Below are 14,956 nucleotides of genomic sequence, written 5' to 3'. Positions count from 1 at the left end.
CCCACTGATCCTGGTGATGGTGACTCGCCGATCCCGTCGGCGTGGGGACCGGACGATGGTGGACCTGCCGGGCCGGGGGTGCCCGGGGCAGGCCCGGCTACGGGCCCGGCCCCGGTGGCGCCGGCCGGCCAGATCCGGCGGGCGACGGACCGTCCGATGGCGGTGGTCCGGTCAGGTGAGTGCCGGCTCGGCGTGGACGCCCGGCCGGATGTTCGGCGCCGGGGCCAGGGGGCGGAGCTGTTGCAATGTGGGATGCACTCGTACCTCGCCGTCCTCGACATTGCGCCAGATCCCGAGGGCGGTCATCCGTACCGGCGCCGCCAGCCGGTGGTCGAGGTTCATCCGCTGGATCGGCCCGCAGATCGATACCGCCGCCACCGCCCGGCCGAGCTCGCCGATCGGCGCGGCGACGCAGCCGAAACCCGGCAGTGACTCTTCCCGTTCGAAGGCGACCCCGTGCGCCCGGACCTTGGCAAGCTCGGCCCGCAACTGCGCCGCGGTCGCGATGGAGTAGCGCGTTTTCGTCCGGACGGCGTCGGCGCCGAAGAAATCGGCAGCCTCGGTATCGGCGAGGATCGCCTTGCCGACGGCCGTGCAGTGGGCGGGCTGGCGGCCGCCGACGCGGGTGGGTATCGCGTTACCGAGCCGGCCCCCGACCTTGTCCAGGTAGACCACATCCGTTCCGTCGAGTACGGCCAGGTGTACGACATAACCGGTGCTGCGGTGCAGTTCGTGCAGGAAGGGGACGGCGGCGCGATGCAAGCGGTCCTGGTGTACCGCGAGGGAGCCGAGTTCCATCAGTCGCAGCCCGAGTGCGTAATCGCGTCCGTCGCGGCGCAGCCAGCGCAGGCGCACGAGCTGCTCGAGGATGCGGTGTACGGAGGACCGGGGAAGTCCGGTCCGCCGGACCACCTGCGCATGTGTCAGGCGGCCGTGCCCTTCGAACGCGTCGAGGACCAGCGAAATACGGTCGATCACGGCGCTCGGGGTCGCGGTGTCGGCGGGGATGGTCATGGAGCCCTCCATCGGGGTCTGCGAGCTGATGCCCAACGGAATATGCCTATTAGGCATATACCTATTTGTAACACCCCGTTGTGCTCGCTGTCACACGAATCCCGGAAGATGGCCGAAAATGACGAACGGCCCTCCAGGTCGAGCGAAAAGCTCGACCCGGAGGGCCGTATCCGGCGCCCGGTGTGGCTACCGGGTGGTGGTGTCGACCACGGCGCCACGGGCGATATTGGCGGCGACCTCGGCCTCCCAGCTGGTGACCGCGCGTTCGGTATCGATCTCGAACTCGAACCGCTTGGTCATATCCTCGGTGATGTCCTCGACATCGACGTAGAACTGCTTGTACCAGCGACGCAGCTGATACACCGGACCGTCCTCTTCGGACAGCAACGGGTTGTCGATAGGTGCCTTGTTCTTCCAGATTTCGACATCCTGCTCGAAACCCACCTCGACACCGCGGGCGAACTGCGCCGCCATCGCGTCGGCATCCGCGTCCGACATACCCTCCGGCTTCTTCACCATGGCGCCGTACTGCAGCACGAACGAGTTCGAGCTGACCGGATAGTGGCAGTTGATCAGCACCGTTTCGATCGTCCTGCCACCGGCCTCGTTCCACAGCCAGTCGATCATGTAGGACGGGCCGAAATACGAGGCGTCCGAACGCAGCGAGGAGTCCGGATCGTCGTAATTGGTGCCGACATTGATATCGCCGCGCGGTGTGGACCGCATGTACTGCGTGGCCACATGGCCTTCGAAAACGTTCTTGAAGTACCGCGGGAAGGAATAGTGAACGTAGAAGAAGTGGGCCATATCCACCACGTTGTCCACGATCTCACGGCAGTGTGACCCCTCGACCAGCAAGGTGTTCCAGGTCCAATCGGTCCACTCGGCCGTGCCGTACCCGTCGATCTGCGGAATCGTCACCTCATCGGTGGGTTTGCTGCCCTGCGGATCGTTCCAGACGAAGAGCTGGCCGTTGCGTTCCAGCGTCGGCCAGGCCCGGGTCTTCGCCAGCGGCGGCACCCGGCGGGCATACGGAATCCCCGTACATTTGCCGTTGCCGCCCCAGCGCCAGTCGTGGAACGGGCAGGCGATGGAATCGCCTTTGACTGTGCCCTGTGCGAGATTTCCGCCCATATGGCGGCAGTACGCGTCGATCACATGCAATGTGTCGTCGGATTCGGACCGGAACACCACGAGGGTGGTGCCGAACGCTTTGACCTCGTGCGGTCGGCCGTCCCGGAACGTTTTCGCCAGACCCAGGCAGTGCCAGCCGCGGGCGAACCGGGTCGGGGCCGCGGCCGCTTCGATCTGCCTGAATTCCTCGTCGCCGTGCTGGGTTTCCCCATTCGGTGCGTGAGCCGGCATCGGAACCTCCATGTTCCCACCAGAGTTGTGTGTCTGCGCCTGATGGTGACGCGGGCCGGCGCTCAGTGCGGGGTGAGGTCCCAGTCAGTGGGCTGGTTTCGTCGCGGGCTCCTATCCGCGATGTCTTGCCGGCGACGGCAGCCGAGGGGCCCGGCTGCGGGCCGCGGATTCGCCGCGATCCGTGCGCAGCGTGTCGACCGGCCTCCAGGGACGGAGTGGCTCCTATCCTGTGACCGGGGATCGGCCCGCCGGCCGGTTGGGGGCGTTCGACCGGGAATCGTCATCGGAGAGTGATCGCGCCATGCTGAACGGAAGGTAGGACGGATGCAGCCAATCCCCGCGGGCGACCACATCGTGGTCGGCGTCGACGGATCCGAGACCTCACTGGCCGCCGCCGAATGGGCGACCGCGTTCGCCCGGAAGCTCGCCCTGCCGCTGCACCTGGTGCATTCTTCCCCTGCTCCCGGCCCGATGCCCGAGATCGCGATGACCCCCGGCGAGCTGGCCGAGCGGTACCGCGCGTATCGCTCGGAGCTGCTGACCACCGCCGAAGACGCGGTGCGCCGGTCGGCACCCGGAATAGAGCTGACCTCGATCGCGGACAGTGAACCGCCCGCCACAGGATTACTGAAAGCGGCCCGGGGCGCAGCGATGATCGTTATCGGTGCGACCGGCGCCGGGGCGGTCGAACGGTGGATTCTCGGCTCGACGGCACTGCGGGTGGTCGATCAGGCGCACTGTCCGGTGGCGGTATGGCGCGGTGACCCCGGACATCCGTCGCCGGACGATCGGCCGATCGTGGTGGGTTGCGACGGCAGTCCGCTGTCGGCCGGGGCGACCGAACTCGCCTTCGCCTGGGCGCAGCTGTTCGCTGTTCCGGTGGTACCCGTACGAACCTGGACCGACAGCGCGGCGGCCGGGGATTCCGTTCCCACGGCGATGCAGGTGTTCGGACCGACCGCGATGACCGTCGATTGGGAGACCATCGCCCGCTCGGAGGCCGGGATACTGTCGACGATCGTCGCGCCGTACCGGGAGAAATTCCCCGGTGTCGCCGTCGAGGAGCGGTCCCGGCGCGGTTCGGCCGTCCGCGAACTGCTGCGGGCGCTCGACGAGGGGCAGATGCTGATCGTCGGCCACAAAGGGCGGGGGCGTCTGCGCGGCGCGCTGCTCGGTTCCACGACACAGAACCTGCTACACCGGGCCCAGCGGCCGCTCATCGTCTATCGCGGACCCGGCAACTGACCGTCGCCGGTGCTCACCGCGCGGCCGGGGTGTAGGGCGGCGCGGCGGTGATTGTCCGGACAGGGGCGGTCAGCCGGTGGCGAGGGCGAACCACGCGGAGGCTGCCAGCAGCATCACGGTGATCGCGAGAACAGCGCGGGTGGTGTAGACGTGTCGCATGGCGGCCCCGTTCAGACGAAGTCGAATCGTTCGGTGTGCAGGCGTTCGGCGGGAACACCGAGGTCTGCCAGGGCATTTTCCACGGCGGTGACCATGGGGCCGGGCCCGCACGCGAAATACTGCCTCCGCGGATACCCGGCCGGCAGATGCCGGGCCAGTACGGCGCGATCGAGATAACCGTGTTCGCCGGACCAACCGGCGGGCGGCCGCTCCGGAACCCGCACCACCGTGAGATCCAGCCGCTGCTCCAATGCCCGGACCTCGTCGTCCAGGGTGGCTTCGGACAGGGTGCGGACGGCATGGAAAAGCAGGACCGGGCGGCGATCTTCGCGGTCCGCCATGGTCCGCAGGATGCTCGCCATCGGGGTGATGCCGATACCGCCCGCGATCAGCACGAATCCGGGGCCTTCGTTGCGGTCGGGCGTGAAGACGCCGTGCGGACCGGAGATGTAGGCGCGCGTACCCGCCGGGATATCGCCGACGGTCGAGGTGAAATCGCCCAGCGCCTTGATCGTCATCTCCACTCGCCGGTGTTCCTCGGCGCTGGAGGAGAAGGAGAACGGATGCGCGGTGATCGAGAACGGCGCACGGTCCACCACGAGCCATCCGAACTGACCCGGCTGGAATCGGAATCCGTCATGACCCACCGGCGCCAGGCCGAGCGTATGGGCGTTACCCCGTTCGGCGGTGACCTGCTCGATCCGCCAGGGCCGGCGTAACCGGAGCATCGGTTCGACTATGCGAACCCACACCAGCAGTAGCACCAATGCGAGTGTCATCAGTGCCCACAACCATTTCTTCCATACCGCATCGAGGTAGTAGTCGACGAGGAACATATGGGCGAGCGCGCAGGCGACGACCAGCACGGACAGCAGGCCGTGGCAGATCTGCCAGATCTCGTAGCGGATACGCAGGCGTTTGCGCCAGACGGAGGTGGCGATCAGGATCAGCAGCAGGACTGTCGCCGCGACCGCGAACCGCGCTCGCGGCGGAGCCTGCACCAGGTTCAGCAGACCGATGATGTCGGTACCCGCGATCTGCAGCAGCACCGGATGGGCGAGGATGAACGCCAGCGCCACATAGGACACCTGCCGGTGGAATTGCACCAGCGCGTCCTCCCCGAACGGCGCCGCGACGGCCCGGAACCGGGCAACCAGCGCGAATTGCAGGCCCAGCATCGACATTCCGACGAAGCCCAGGGCGACCGAGAATTCCGTCAGGAACCCGCGATCGGCGTCGGCGACACCGATCGCGGCGAATACCAGCGGGACGATCGCGGCCGCCAGATACAGCCCGAACCACGCTATACCGCGAGCGATCAGCGACAACTCGTCCTCCTGGTGGTTCGACTCGACCGATGTCAGCGAAACCCGGAATCAGCTCGGCGAATTCTATGATGCGCAGGGTGCTCCGTGCGCTGCGCCACGCAAGGACTGCGGTACGGATTCCGTTTGCGCGGCCGCCGGTCTCGGGTGGCGAGAGCTGAATCTCGAAAACGTCTACGTGTACCTGTCGCCGATAGTTGGGAAAAGGTGAGGCTACGGGGATCCCGCGCTTTTTCGCCGAGCATCACAATTCGGCGGTTGATATCCGAAAGATGCTCGGAGTTCGATGAAGATAAGATTCTGCCCCCGGCCCTGTCATCCGGTTCGTTATGTGCTGGAGGAGGGCAGCTAACAGTTCTGATAACCCTCGCGGCTGTTGCCGTGCAAATGTGAGCTCATTGCAAGGAACCGTGTTTCGGGCGACGGATTGCCGTGGTGGGGGTGCATATGCGCGCGGGAGCAACGAAAAACTTTTCACGCGAGTGTGGTTCGGTGAAACGAGGTGCTGACGTGGTCTTTGTGAGGTGCTAATCTGCACACGGGAACTTCCCTGAAACGGGGACCCATCCGGACGATGGCTCTGCCGGACACAGTTTTCCGAATATCACCGCCCAAGGTTTCGCGGGGCCTCGTCGTTTCGAGCGATTTCTCAGCCGGAGAACAATTCGAATGTTTCGTCGGAGGAAGAGAGGAACGGCATGAGTGCGGTTATCGGCCTCGGCTCGGCGGCCGCGGGAGCGGCCCTGAGCCTCGCGTGGGGCCTGCTGGGCATCATCATCTGAAGAAAGGAGGCGTCGTTTACCTGAGCAGCAAAGATACTGCCAACCGAGTAACGAGGACGCTGTCGCCGGTCCGTGGTCGCCGTACCGAAGCGCGCCACGGCCGGTGAAGCGGCCTGATACTCGGGTTTCGCCGGATTATCGGGTCAGGCCGGCCTCCGCGGCGCCGGCGGTCAGTTGATCGAGGCCGAACGCCTCGACGGGGCCGAGAGCGCCGGTGCCGAGCAGACCGCCGTCGAGCGCGGTCCGGGCGCCCCAGGCGAGGATCGCGGCGGTGAAGTCGTAGGGGTCCACGCCGGCGAGCGTCACCGACGCTCGATTGCCGCCCCTGGCATCGGATACGTCCGCGACCGCCCAGGTGCGGGTGCGGGCACGGGCGGCGGGCGCCGGGCCGCCGGTCGAACCTTTGACGACACGGGTCAGCGCAGTTTCGGCCAACTGCTTCACGGGTTCCACGCGGGCAATCGTGGCGGTGATCAGTGAGGTCGCCCGCAGGCCGTGGGCGGCAGGCCCGGGAAGGCCGAGATAGACATCTGCTTCGCGGAGCTGCGGATACGATCGGGCCAACGCGAAATGCTCCGAACCCGGCACCGACGCCGCGGTGCGAGTACGCCCCTCGACCTCGAAATGGCGCACCCGCGCGGCTGTTCGCTGCGGCACGACCCGGCCGTCGCGCAGGGCGAAACCGTCTTCGAACAGCATGCCCGCCATGGATGCGCGGGTACCACCGCTCGTGCCGGGGTCGGCGATGAAATAACCGATATCGGCGCGAACGGCCTCCGGGGCCTCGGCCAGCGCGAGAGCCGCGGCCAGATTGCCCGGCACATAATCGAATCCGAAGGCGGTGAGCAGGGCGGTATCCGCCCGCCGGGCTTCGTCGTCGTGGTCGAACACCGTGCGGATGAACGGGCCTTCTCCGGTGGAGTCGAAATAGTGCGCGCCCGCCGCGAGAGCCGCGGCCAGTGCGGGTTTTCCGTAACGCAGAAACGGGCCCACCGTCGAGATCAGCACATCGCCTCGGCCCAGAAGCGCACGGACCGAGGCGGGGTCGGTCACATCGGCCACCGCGGTATCCGCGCCGCCGACCTCGGTGGCGAGCTTCGCGAGGGAATCGGCGTTGCGGCCGGCGAGTACGGGCGCAGTGCCGCGGGCGGTCAGCGCCTGCGCGATCAGGCGACCGGTGTAGCCGGTGGCTCCGAACAGCACGATCTTCGGCATTTGCTGGTACTTCCGTTCTGTCCATCGGTCGGGGGTGCGATATCACCGTGGTACGCACGACACTACGTCGGCACGGCCGGCCCGCAGTGGACCGCCCGCACGCGTGGCCGGATACGTCATTGCCCCGGCTCCAGTGATCCACCGGCGGCCCGCCAGTCGATCAGTCCACCCGACATGTTCTTGGCCTCGAAGCCGTACTCGATCAGTAGGTTGGCGGCGCCGTAGGACCGCAGGCCGCCGGTGCAGAAGGTGATCAGCAGTCGATCGCCGGGCAGTTCGGCGCACTTGTCCGTCAATTGCTCCAGGGGCAGGTGGACCGCGCCGGGAATCCGGGTCCGCTGCCATTCGAAGCCGCGGCGGACATCGACGATGAGGGCGCCGGATCGGACGGCTTCGATCGCTTCCGTTGCGGACAGGGAGGGTGCGCGATACAGGTAATGACGAATACTCATACGGACAGGTCCTCGGTTCGTGGAGTCGGGCAATGACCGGCCGGACGACGGTGCGGCCGCCGGCTTCGACGGTCAGGCGTGTGCGCCGGGGCGGACGATCATCAGGACGACGACGATCAGCCACAGCATGTTGTAGAGACCGGTGAGCATGCCCAGGGCCCGCAGCCGGGTGCCATCGTCCGGAACCGCCATGGCCTCGCGCTGTATCGGGTGGATGATCATCGTGATGATCGCGGCCGCACAGCCGGTGAGAATGATGGCCACGGTGATCCAGATTTCGCCCAACCGTCCCTGTAAGGCGGCGAGAATTATGCCGACGACCGGGACGATCAGGGCCAGTCGGGCGTAGGTGCCGGTGATCCGGTGTAAGACGGCGGCGACGGCGGGGGAGCGCTCCGATACCGGTCCGGTGGTCGCGGTCGACGGTGCGTAGCGGGGGAACAGGCTGGTAGCTACGGCGGAACCGCCGACGAAGATGATGGCCGCCAGGACGTGGACCGACAACAGCAATTGGTGCATGGGCAAGCTCTCTCTCAACCTTCAGGCTGGCTGAAGCTTAGCAGCCTTTCAGGCAAGCTGAAGGTTACCTGCGTCGCACCTCTCGATCTACCGGTGTCAGGTCCCCATCCCGCGAAACGCATCCACGACGGCGGTACCGATCCGGCGCTGAACCGGGTCGGCCGCCGCACCGAACAGTCGCTCGTCCACCTCCGTGACCACCTCCTGGGCAGTCCGCAGCAGGCGCTCACCGTCCGCGGTGAGTTCGATCGCCGACGCCGACCCCGCGCGGGCGGTGCGGTCGCGGACGAGTCCCGCGGCGACCAGTGCCTTCACCGCCGTATGCGCGCTCTGCACGCTGATCCCCGACATCCGCGCCAGTTCGCTGAACGAGGCCCCTGGGACACCGGAGATATGTCCGAGCAGACCCAACCGCCCAACAGTGAGATCCAGAGCGGCCAGTCCCGCGTTGAGTTCGCTCTCCACCCGCCGCGCCAGCGTCAGTACGATGATCGAAGCGCTGGTCACCGGCGGTGTCCGGTCGTTGTCGGTACTCACCACCTCAGTTTCGCGCACCCGACCCGGTTGACCGCTCGCAGGTGCCCTGTGTGCAGGTCTTCGGTGCGCGGGGCGGATACGTCCCGGCCTGCGCCGGAGTGCACCGTCCGGTCGCCGAATGATCCGGCTACTCGATTCCGGTCGGCCTACCGGCCTTTTCCGCGGCACCGACCTGGCGGATTTCGTGTTCCACCCGGCGCGTCGGGTATGGCCGCCCGCCCGTAGGCGATTGGTCGTTGTGGTGCGTCCGATAGATTCAGGTGCGCCGGAATCACCGGCGGCCCGGCGCAGCCGGATTCGGAATACGCGGCCAGGAGGGTGGTTTGGGAATCGAAGTACGCACCCTCGGCGCGGCGGAACTGGCCGACGGGACCGGCGGTGAATTCGCCCTGGACGCGGCGACTCTGCTCGAGCCGCTGCTGCTGGTCGATCTCGACGGTATCGATGGGGCGACCGCGGCTGCGGCCGCCGCGCGGATTGTGGCGCTGGGCGGACCGGCGGTCGGATTCTGTTCCGGCGATATCGCCGCGGAACTCGGGCCGTTGACTGCTGCCCTGGACCTGACCTATGCGGCGGCCGCGGATCCGGCGGACCGGGCGGTCGTTGTCACCGACGACGTGCCGCGGGCGGTCGCCGAGTTCGCCGACTGTGTCCGGCGATATCCACAGGCGGCGAGTTTCGCCGCGCAGGTGGTGCGCGCTTCGGAGGGGCTGCCGGGGCCGGCGGCCATCGATATGGAGTCCTTCGCCTACTCGACGCTCCAGGGTGGCCCGGAATTCGGCCGCTGGCTGGAGGAACGCCGCCGGCTGGGTCGTCCGCTACCGCCGCCGCCCGAAACCGATCCGGTTCTGCTCACCGCGGACGGCGATACGCTCCGTATCACCTTGAACCGCCCGGAGCGGCGTAACGCCTACGGCACGGCACTCCGTGATGCCCTGGTCGAGGCGTTGCGCACGGCGCTGCTCGCCGGCACGTTCGGCCGGATCGTGCTCGACGGTGCCGGTGCATCGTTCTGCTCCGGCGGGGATCTCGACGAATTCGGCCACACACCCGATACCGCGACCGCTCATCAGATCCGGACCCGCGGCGGGGCCGCCCGGTTGATGGCCCGGCTGGCGGAACGCACCGAGGTCCGGTTGCACGGCCATTGTGTGGGCGCCGGGATCGAGATCTCCGCATTCGCCGGGCATATCGTCGCCGCCCCGGATACCGTGATCCGACTGCCCGAGGTGGCGATGGGGTTGATCCCCGGGGCCGGCGGCACCGTGAGCGTCCCCCGGCGGATCGGACGATGGCGGGCGCTGCACCTGTTCGTCACCGGCGTCGCAGTGGGTCCGCAGTGCGCACTCGAATGGGGGCTCGTCGACGAGATCGAAGGCGGACAGTAGGCCGGTGGAGGCGGGACCATCGCGCCGCTCTCATCGGACTGTGGCGCTGTCGACACGGTCCGCGGGGCGCATGGTGGACACGAGGCGATTCGGGATGGTGTTCGGCCTCAAAATGAGGTAAACATAATCATAGATTGTCGGGGCTCGAACTCCAGTGGTTGCAGGGGAGCGGCCTGACCGTATGGAGGTACGTGTAGTGGGACAGCCAGGGCTTCGTCCACAGAAGACCGCGATGTTGGTCGCACAGCGCATTGTCGAGGGCATCAACAAACGCGGCAACAAGGTCGGTGACAAGCTGCCACCGGAGCGGTTGATGCTCGAGGAGTACGAGATCGGCCGGGGAACATTGCGGGAATCGTTGCGGTTCCTGGAACTCCAGGGCGTTATCGCTCTCAAACCCGGCCCCGGTGGCGGCCCGATCGTGCAGCAACCCGACGGTATGGGTCTGCAGACCGCGATCACGCTACTGCTGCAATTCGAGAATGCACCGTTCCGGACCATCGTCGAGGCCCGTACGGCGCTCGAACCGATGATGGCCCGGCTCGCCGCCGACCGGATCAGCGAAGAACAACTCGCCACTCTGAAACATTCGGTGGACCATATGCGTGAGCACATCGACGACGAGGAGATCTTCGTCGAGATGAGCCGGGTCTTCCACGACACCATCGCGCAGGGTTCCGGGAACGCGCTGTTCGGCTATCTGATCCACGCGCTGCTGGATATGCTCGACGGCTCCGCGGTGGGGATGGAGTATCCGGAACGTCACCGCGTCGCGACCTGCGATATCCACGAGAAGATCTACAACGCGGTGGCCGCGGGGGATGCCGGTGCGGCACTTGCCGCGATGGAGGAACATATCGACGCTATCTGGCGGTACGAGGAGAAGAACTACCCAGAGGTCCTCGATACCCCGATCGCCTGGGGATCCCGCGGCTGATCGACCGATGGGCCGCGGCGAGATCCATGGCGTCGGAAGAGGAGTAATCGAAGTACCCCGGTCATCGGAGCGAATTCTCGGGCACTGTCCGGTGCCGATCGAATCCCGACGCTGGTGTCCGGTGTGCACGAGTCGAAGGCAGCGCCCGCTCGGCCCTCGATTTCTCGAAGTCTGAAAGATGCTGTGGCGCAACATCTCTGACTCTTCTGGCCGATGCTCGGGCGGTCTCCCGCGGGACCGGACGATCCGGTACCGCGGGGAGCGCCCATCCGGTCAGGGGCGATAGGGATCCGCCCGTTCGACCGGCGGCGCCGACTTCCAATCGGGCAGCCCGTATTCCGGGGTGCCGACCGGAGTCTTACCGCCCGACAGATGCGTCCACTGCGCGTGATTGAGCTGGTGGATGGAGAAGCAGGCGTCGAGCGCGGTGGTGAAGCCCATCGCGTCCTGACTCTGATTCACCGAATCCTTCACCAGCAGGGCCGCCATGCTGGGCACTCGCGCGATCCGGCGGGCGAATTCCAGGGTGTTCTCGCCGAGCTCACCGGCCGGGAAGATCTTGTTCACCATCCCCAGCGCGAGCGCGTCCTCGGCATCGAGGCTGTCCCCGGTGAGCAGGAGCTCCTTGGCCTTGCGCGGGCCGAATTCCCAAGGGTGACCGAAGTATTCGACACCGCAAACGCCCAGCCGGGTGGCGACGACATCGGCGAACCGGGTGCCCTGCGCGGCGACGATGAGATCGCAGGACCAGGCCAGCATGAGGGCAGCGGAGAAGACGTTGCCGTGCACCTCGGCGATGGTGATCTTGCGGAGTTTGCGCCACCGCCGGGTGTTCTCGTAGAAGTAGTGCCACTCCTGGTGGAAACGGGATTCGACGGCGTCGTGGGTGGCGCCGGTGCAGGTGAACGACCAGTGCTGATCGGGTCCGGGTTCACGTTCGGCTCGGTATTGGGAGCTACCGAGGTCGTGGCCCGAGGAGAATACGGGCCCCTCGCCCGCGAGGATCACCACCCGCACCGTATCGTCGGCTTCCGCCCGGAGGAAGGCGTGGGTGAGTTCCACGAGTAGTCCACGGTTCTGGGCATTGCGGTATTTCGGGCGGTTCAGCACGATCCGCACGATCGCGCCGTCGTCGTGTGTTTCGTAGCGCAGATACCGGTAGTCCACGGGGGTGGCGGGGTCGAGCACAGCTTCGGTCATCGTGAATCCTTTTCTGGTCAGGCGGATCCGGACGGCGTCCGGGCCAGCCCGCGGGCTTGATCGAGAAGTGCCTGCGCGACACCGTGGAAGCGGCGGCCGAGCGTGGTATCGGCCTTTCCGGCGCAGGCGCGCGCATGGGTGCCTTCGAGGATGATGGCGAGCCGGTAGCAGGCCAGGACCTGGTACCAGTCGAAGTCGGTCATATCCCGGCCGCTGACAGCGGCGTAGCGGGCGATGAGCTCGTCGCGGCCGGGGAGCCCCTCGAGATGCCGGGCGAGTCCGACCGTACGGGTTTCGTCGGGGTCGGGCCAGGTCGCGAGGAGGTGGCCGAGGTCGAGCAGGGGATCGCCGACGGTGCCCAGTTCCCAGTCGACGACAGCGGCCACGGCCGGCCGGTCGCGCCGGAACATGACATTGCCGAAGTGGTAGTCGCCGTGAATGATTCCCTTGCGCCACGCCGCGGGCCGGTGCGCGTCCAGCCAGCGGCCGATCTCGTCCACCCCGTCCAGTTCGGGACCGGGCCACCCGTCGAGTTCGTGATAGGAGTCGAGCTGGTGCCGCCAGCGGCCGACCTGCCGGTCCGGCCAGCCGTTGGCGCGGGTGAGCTGGGCTTCGCCGAGTACGGCCGGATCGATCGACCCGAGCGCCGCCACGCTGTCGACCATGGACAGCCCCATCGCACGCTGCATATCGGTGGACGAGACGTGCGGTTCGGGGATCTCGGTGGTGGCGGTGAAACCCTCGACCGCCGCCATGACGAAGAAAACGCAACCCATGACGTCCAGGTCGTCGCAGGCGGCGACGAGGCGGGGGTGGGGTACGTCGCTACCCGCGAGCGCGGCGAGCAGGCGTGCCTCCCGGCGCATCGTCTCGTCGCTGTTGCCGCGTTTGTGCAGCGGCGGGCGCCGGAACACGTAGTCGGTGCCGTCCCGGGTGAATTTCACCAGGATGTTCTGGGTGCCTCCGGTCAGCGGGACGATATCGGTGACGGGCCCGGTGCCCACCTCGTTGCGGTCGAGCCATGACGTCAGTGCGGTGACGTCCACCGGGTCCTGATCCCTCATCGATCCACCTCATGCCTTCCCTGTGTGACGTGTGACGGGGGTGCCGTCGCACGCAGCGACCGGAGGCACCCACCTACCGGAGCCTACACATTCCTACGAACCATTGTCATGATTTCTTTCATATTCCGGCGCATAGTTGTTATCGTTAGCCGCGACGGGCCCGAAAGCTTCCTGCCGCGCGTGGCTCGGCACCTCGGGTGCACATCAACAATCCAAGCGTTCTCACCAGGTGGTGCAATGGGTATCGAAATGGTTCTGGACATGGCCGCATCGGTCCATCCCGAGCGGCTCGCGCTCGGACGGCGTGATGCGGGTATGACCTATCAGGAACTCAGCGACGTGGCCTCCGGTGGCGCGGCGGTCCTGGCCCGATACGGCGCCGCGCATCTGGCGTTCGTGGGCGTCAACGGCCCGGTACTGCCGGTGCTGACCTTCGCCTCCGCCCGCGCCGGGGTCCCGCTGGCGCCGATGAACTACCGGCTGGCGGCCGATCAGCTGCGCGATCTCGTCGGGCAACTGGAACGACCGCTGATCGTCGCCGACCCCGCGTACCGGGACACCCTCGCCGGCGCCGCCGAGACGGTGCTGACCAGCGCCGAGTTCCTCGACCTGGCCCGAGCTGCCGACCCCGGCAGCACCGAACCGGCCCCCGACGACGCCACTGCCATCGTGCTGTTCACCAGCGGCACCACCTCTGCCCCCAAAGGTGTGCTGCTGCGCCACCAGCATCTGCTGTCCTATCTCCTCAATACCGTGGAATTCGGCTCCGCCGCCGAGGACGACGCGACACTGGTCAGCACGCCGCCCTACCACATCGCCGGAATGGGTGCCGTGCTCAGCAATGTCTACGCCGGCCGGCGGATGGTGCATCTGCCCGACTTCACGCCGCAGGGCTGGCTCGATATCGTCCGCGGCGAGCGGATCACCAGTGCCATGGTGGTGCCGACCATGCTCGCCCGCGTCGTCGAGCATCTGGACGGCGCTCCCGGCGACGCACCGAACCTGGTGTCACTGGCCTACGGCGGTGCGCGGATGCCGCAACCCGTTCTCGAGCGGGCGCTCCAGGCCTTCCCGGCGACCGGGTTCGTCAACGCCTACGGGCTGACAGAAACCAGTTCGACCATCGCGGTGCTGGGTCCCGACGACCATCGCGAGGCAATGGCAGATCCGTCGCTGCGCGGGCGGCTGTCGTCGGTGGGCCGGGTGGTTCCGGGTATGGAGGCCGAGATCCGGGACGAGGACGGCGCCGTGCTGTCCCCGGGCGAGACCGGTCTGCTGTGGGTGCGGGGTGCGCAGGTCAGCGGCGAATATATGGGCAAGGGATCGGCGCTGGATGCCGACGGCTGGTTCCCGACCCGCGACCGCGCCCGGATCGAGGACGGCTACCTCTATATCGGCGGCCGCGCCGACGACACCATCATCCGCGGCGGCGAGAACATCGCCCCGGCCGAAATCGAGGATGTGCTGGTCCACCACGATGATGTGCGCGAGGTCGCCGTTATCGGCGTACCGGACGACGAATGGGGTGAGCGGATCTGCGCGGTGATCGTGCCGGCCGGGCCCGGACACGCCGATACCACCGCCATCCGGACCTGGTGCCGCGAACGCCTGCGGGGCTCGCGGACGCCCGACGAGGTCGTGTTCGTGGACGAGCTGCCCAAGACGCCCACCGGGAAACTGGTGCGCCGTGATCTCGTCGCGCAGGTCACCGCGCCGGTCCCGAACTGACCGTTCGCTCATCATCTGTTCCACAT

At 67.1% G+C, this 14,956-nt stretch carries 13 protein-coding genes; 4 read left to right on the top strand and 9 right to left on the bottom strand.

Going from position 1 to position 14,956, the window contains the following annotated elements; genetic code table 11:
• Nucleotides 1–171 precede the first annotated feature (171 nt).
• Nucleotides 172–1,014: an IclR family transcriptional regulator gene (locus tag ON22_RS15070; protein ID WP_033242635.1), complete on the bottom strand. Its 843-nt coding sequence runs from the start codon at nucleotides 1,012–1,014 to the stop codon at nucleotides 172–174.
• Nucleotides 1,015–1,200: 186 nt separating this feature from the next.
• Entirely contained in the window at nucleotides 1,201–2,379 is a 1,179-nt protein-coding gene (locus tag ON22_RS15065) for a 3-ketosteroid-9-alpha-monooxygenase, oxygenase component (RefSeq protein WP_033242995.1), read from the bottom strand.
• A gap of 324 nt (nucleotides 2,380–2,703) precedes the next feature.
• Between ON22_RS15065 and ON22_RS15060 the strand changes: the two genes are divergently transcribed.
• Complete coding sequence (locus ON22_RS15060) at nucleotides 2,704–3,624, top strand: universal stress protein (RefSeq protein ID WP_033242636.1); 921 nt, start codon at nucleotides 2,704–2,706, stop codon at nucleotides 3,622–3,624.
• Nucleotides 3,625–3,794: 170 nt separating this feature from the next.
• Here the strand turns inward: ON22_RS15060 and ON22_RS15055 are convergent, their stop codons facing one another.
• The 5 genes from ON22_RS15055 to ON22_RS15035 all read right to left on the bottom strand — a co-directional run bounded on the left by ON22_RS15055 (nucleotide 3,795) and on the right by ON22_RS15035 (nucleotide 8,613).
• Complete coding sequence (locus tag ON22_RS15055; RefSeq protein ID WP_033242637.1) at nucleotides 3,795–5,111, bottom strand: ferredoxin reductase family protein; 1,317 nt, start codon at nucleotides 5,109–5,111, stop codon at nucleotides 3,795–3,797.
• Between the two features lie 914 nt (nucleotides 5,112–6,025).
• Nucleotides 6,026–7,105 (bottom strand): saccharopine dehydrogenase family protein, encoded by a 1,080-nt coding sequence (locus tag ON22_RS15050; protein ID WP_033242638.1) that lies wholly within the window; start codon nucleotides 7,103–7,105, stop codon nucleotides 6,026–6,028.
• Nucleotides 7,106–7,221: 116 nt separating this feature from the next.
• On the bottom strand, nucleotides 7,222–7,557 hold the full coding sequence (locus tag ON22_RS15045; RefSeq protein WP_033242639.1) for a rhodanese-like domain-containing protein: 336 nt from the start codon (nucleotides 7,555–7,557) through the stop codon (nucleotides 7,222–7,224).
• Nucleotides 7,558–7,629: 72 nt separating this feature from the next.
• Entirely contained in the window at nucleotides 7,630–8,076 is a 447-nt protein-coding gene (locus tag ON22_RS15040; RefSeq protein ID WP_033242640.1) for a membrane protein, read from the bottom strand.
• A 96-nt stretch (nucleotides 8,077–8,172) separates the two neighbouring features.
• Nucleotides 8,173–8,613 (bottom strand): MarR family winged helix-turn-helix transcriptional regulator, encoded by a 441-nt coding sequence (locus ON22_RS15035; RefSeq protein WP_033242996.1) that lies wholly within the window; start codon nucleotides 8,611–8,613, stop codon nucleotides 8,173–8,175.
• Nucleotides 8,614–8,942: 329 nt separating this feature from the next.
• Between ON22_RS15035 and ON22_RS15030 the strand changes: the two genes are divergently transcribed.
• Nucleotides 8,943–10,001 (top strand): enoyl-CoA hydratase/isomerase family protein, encoded by a 1,059-nt coding sequence (locus tag ON22_RS15030; RefSeq protein ID WP_033242997.1) that lies wholly within the window; start codon nucleotides 8,943–8,945, stop codon nucleotides 9,999–10,001.
• Nucleotides 10,002–10,233: 232 nt separating this feature from the next.
• On the top strand, nucleotides 10,234–10,938 hold the full coding sequence (locus tag ON22_RS15025; RefSeq protein WP_033242641.1) for a FadR/GntR family transcriptional regulator: 705 nt from the start codon (nucleotides 10,234–10,236) through the stop codon (nucleotides 10,936–10,938).
• A 273-nt stretch (nucleotides 10,939–11,211) separates the two neighbouring features.
• Here the strand turns inward: ON22_RS15025 and ON22_RS15020 are convergent, their stop codons facing one another.
• Both ON22_RS15020 and ON22_RS15015 read right to left on the bottom strand, forming a co-directional pair.
• Nucleotides 11,212–12,138, bottom strand: coding sequence for an enoyl-CoA hydratase (locus ON22_RS15020; protein ID WP_033242642.1), 927 nt, complete (start codon nucleotides 12,136–12,138; stop codon nucleotides 11,212–11,214).
• A gap of 17 nt (nucleotides 12,139–12,155) precedes the next feature.
• Nucleotides 12,156–13,202: a phosphotransferase family protein gene (locus tag ON22_RS15015; protein ID WP_033242643.1), complete on the bottom strand. Its 1,047-nt coding sequence runs from the start codon at nucleotides 13,200–13,202 to the stop codon at nucleotides 12,156–12,158.
• 237 nt (nucleotides 13,203–13,439) lie between these two features.
• On the opposite strand from ON22_RS15015, the gene ON22_RS15010 reads away from it, so the two are divergent.
• Nucleotides 13,440–14,930 carry a class I adenylate-forming enzyme family protein gene (locus ON22_RS15010; RefSeq protein WP_033242644.1) on the top strand — a complete coding sequence of 497 codons (1,491 nt, stop codon included), beginning with the start codon at nucleotides 13,440–13,442 and terminating at the stop codon, nucleotides 14,928–14,930.
• Nucleotides 14,931–14,956 lie beyond the last annotated feature (26 nt).

Origin of the sequence: Nocardia carnea NBRC 14403, from assembly GCF_000308515.1 — a bacterium.
In the GTDB taxonomy this organism is placed as follows: Bacteria; Actinomycetota; Actinomycetes; order Mycobacteriales; family Mycobacteriaceae; genus Nocardia; species Nocardia carnea.
Note: the sequence above shows the minus strand (reverse complement) of the source record. Positions and strands in the feature narration are given on the sequence as shown.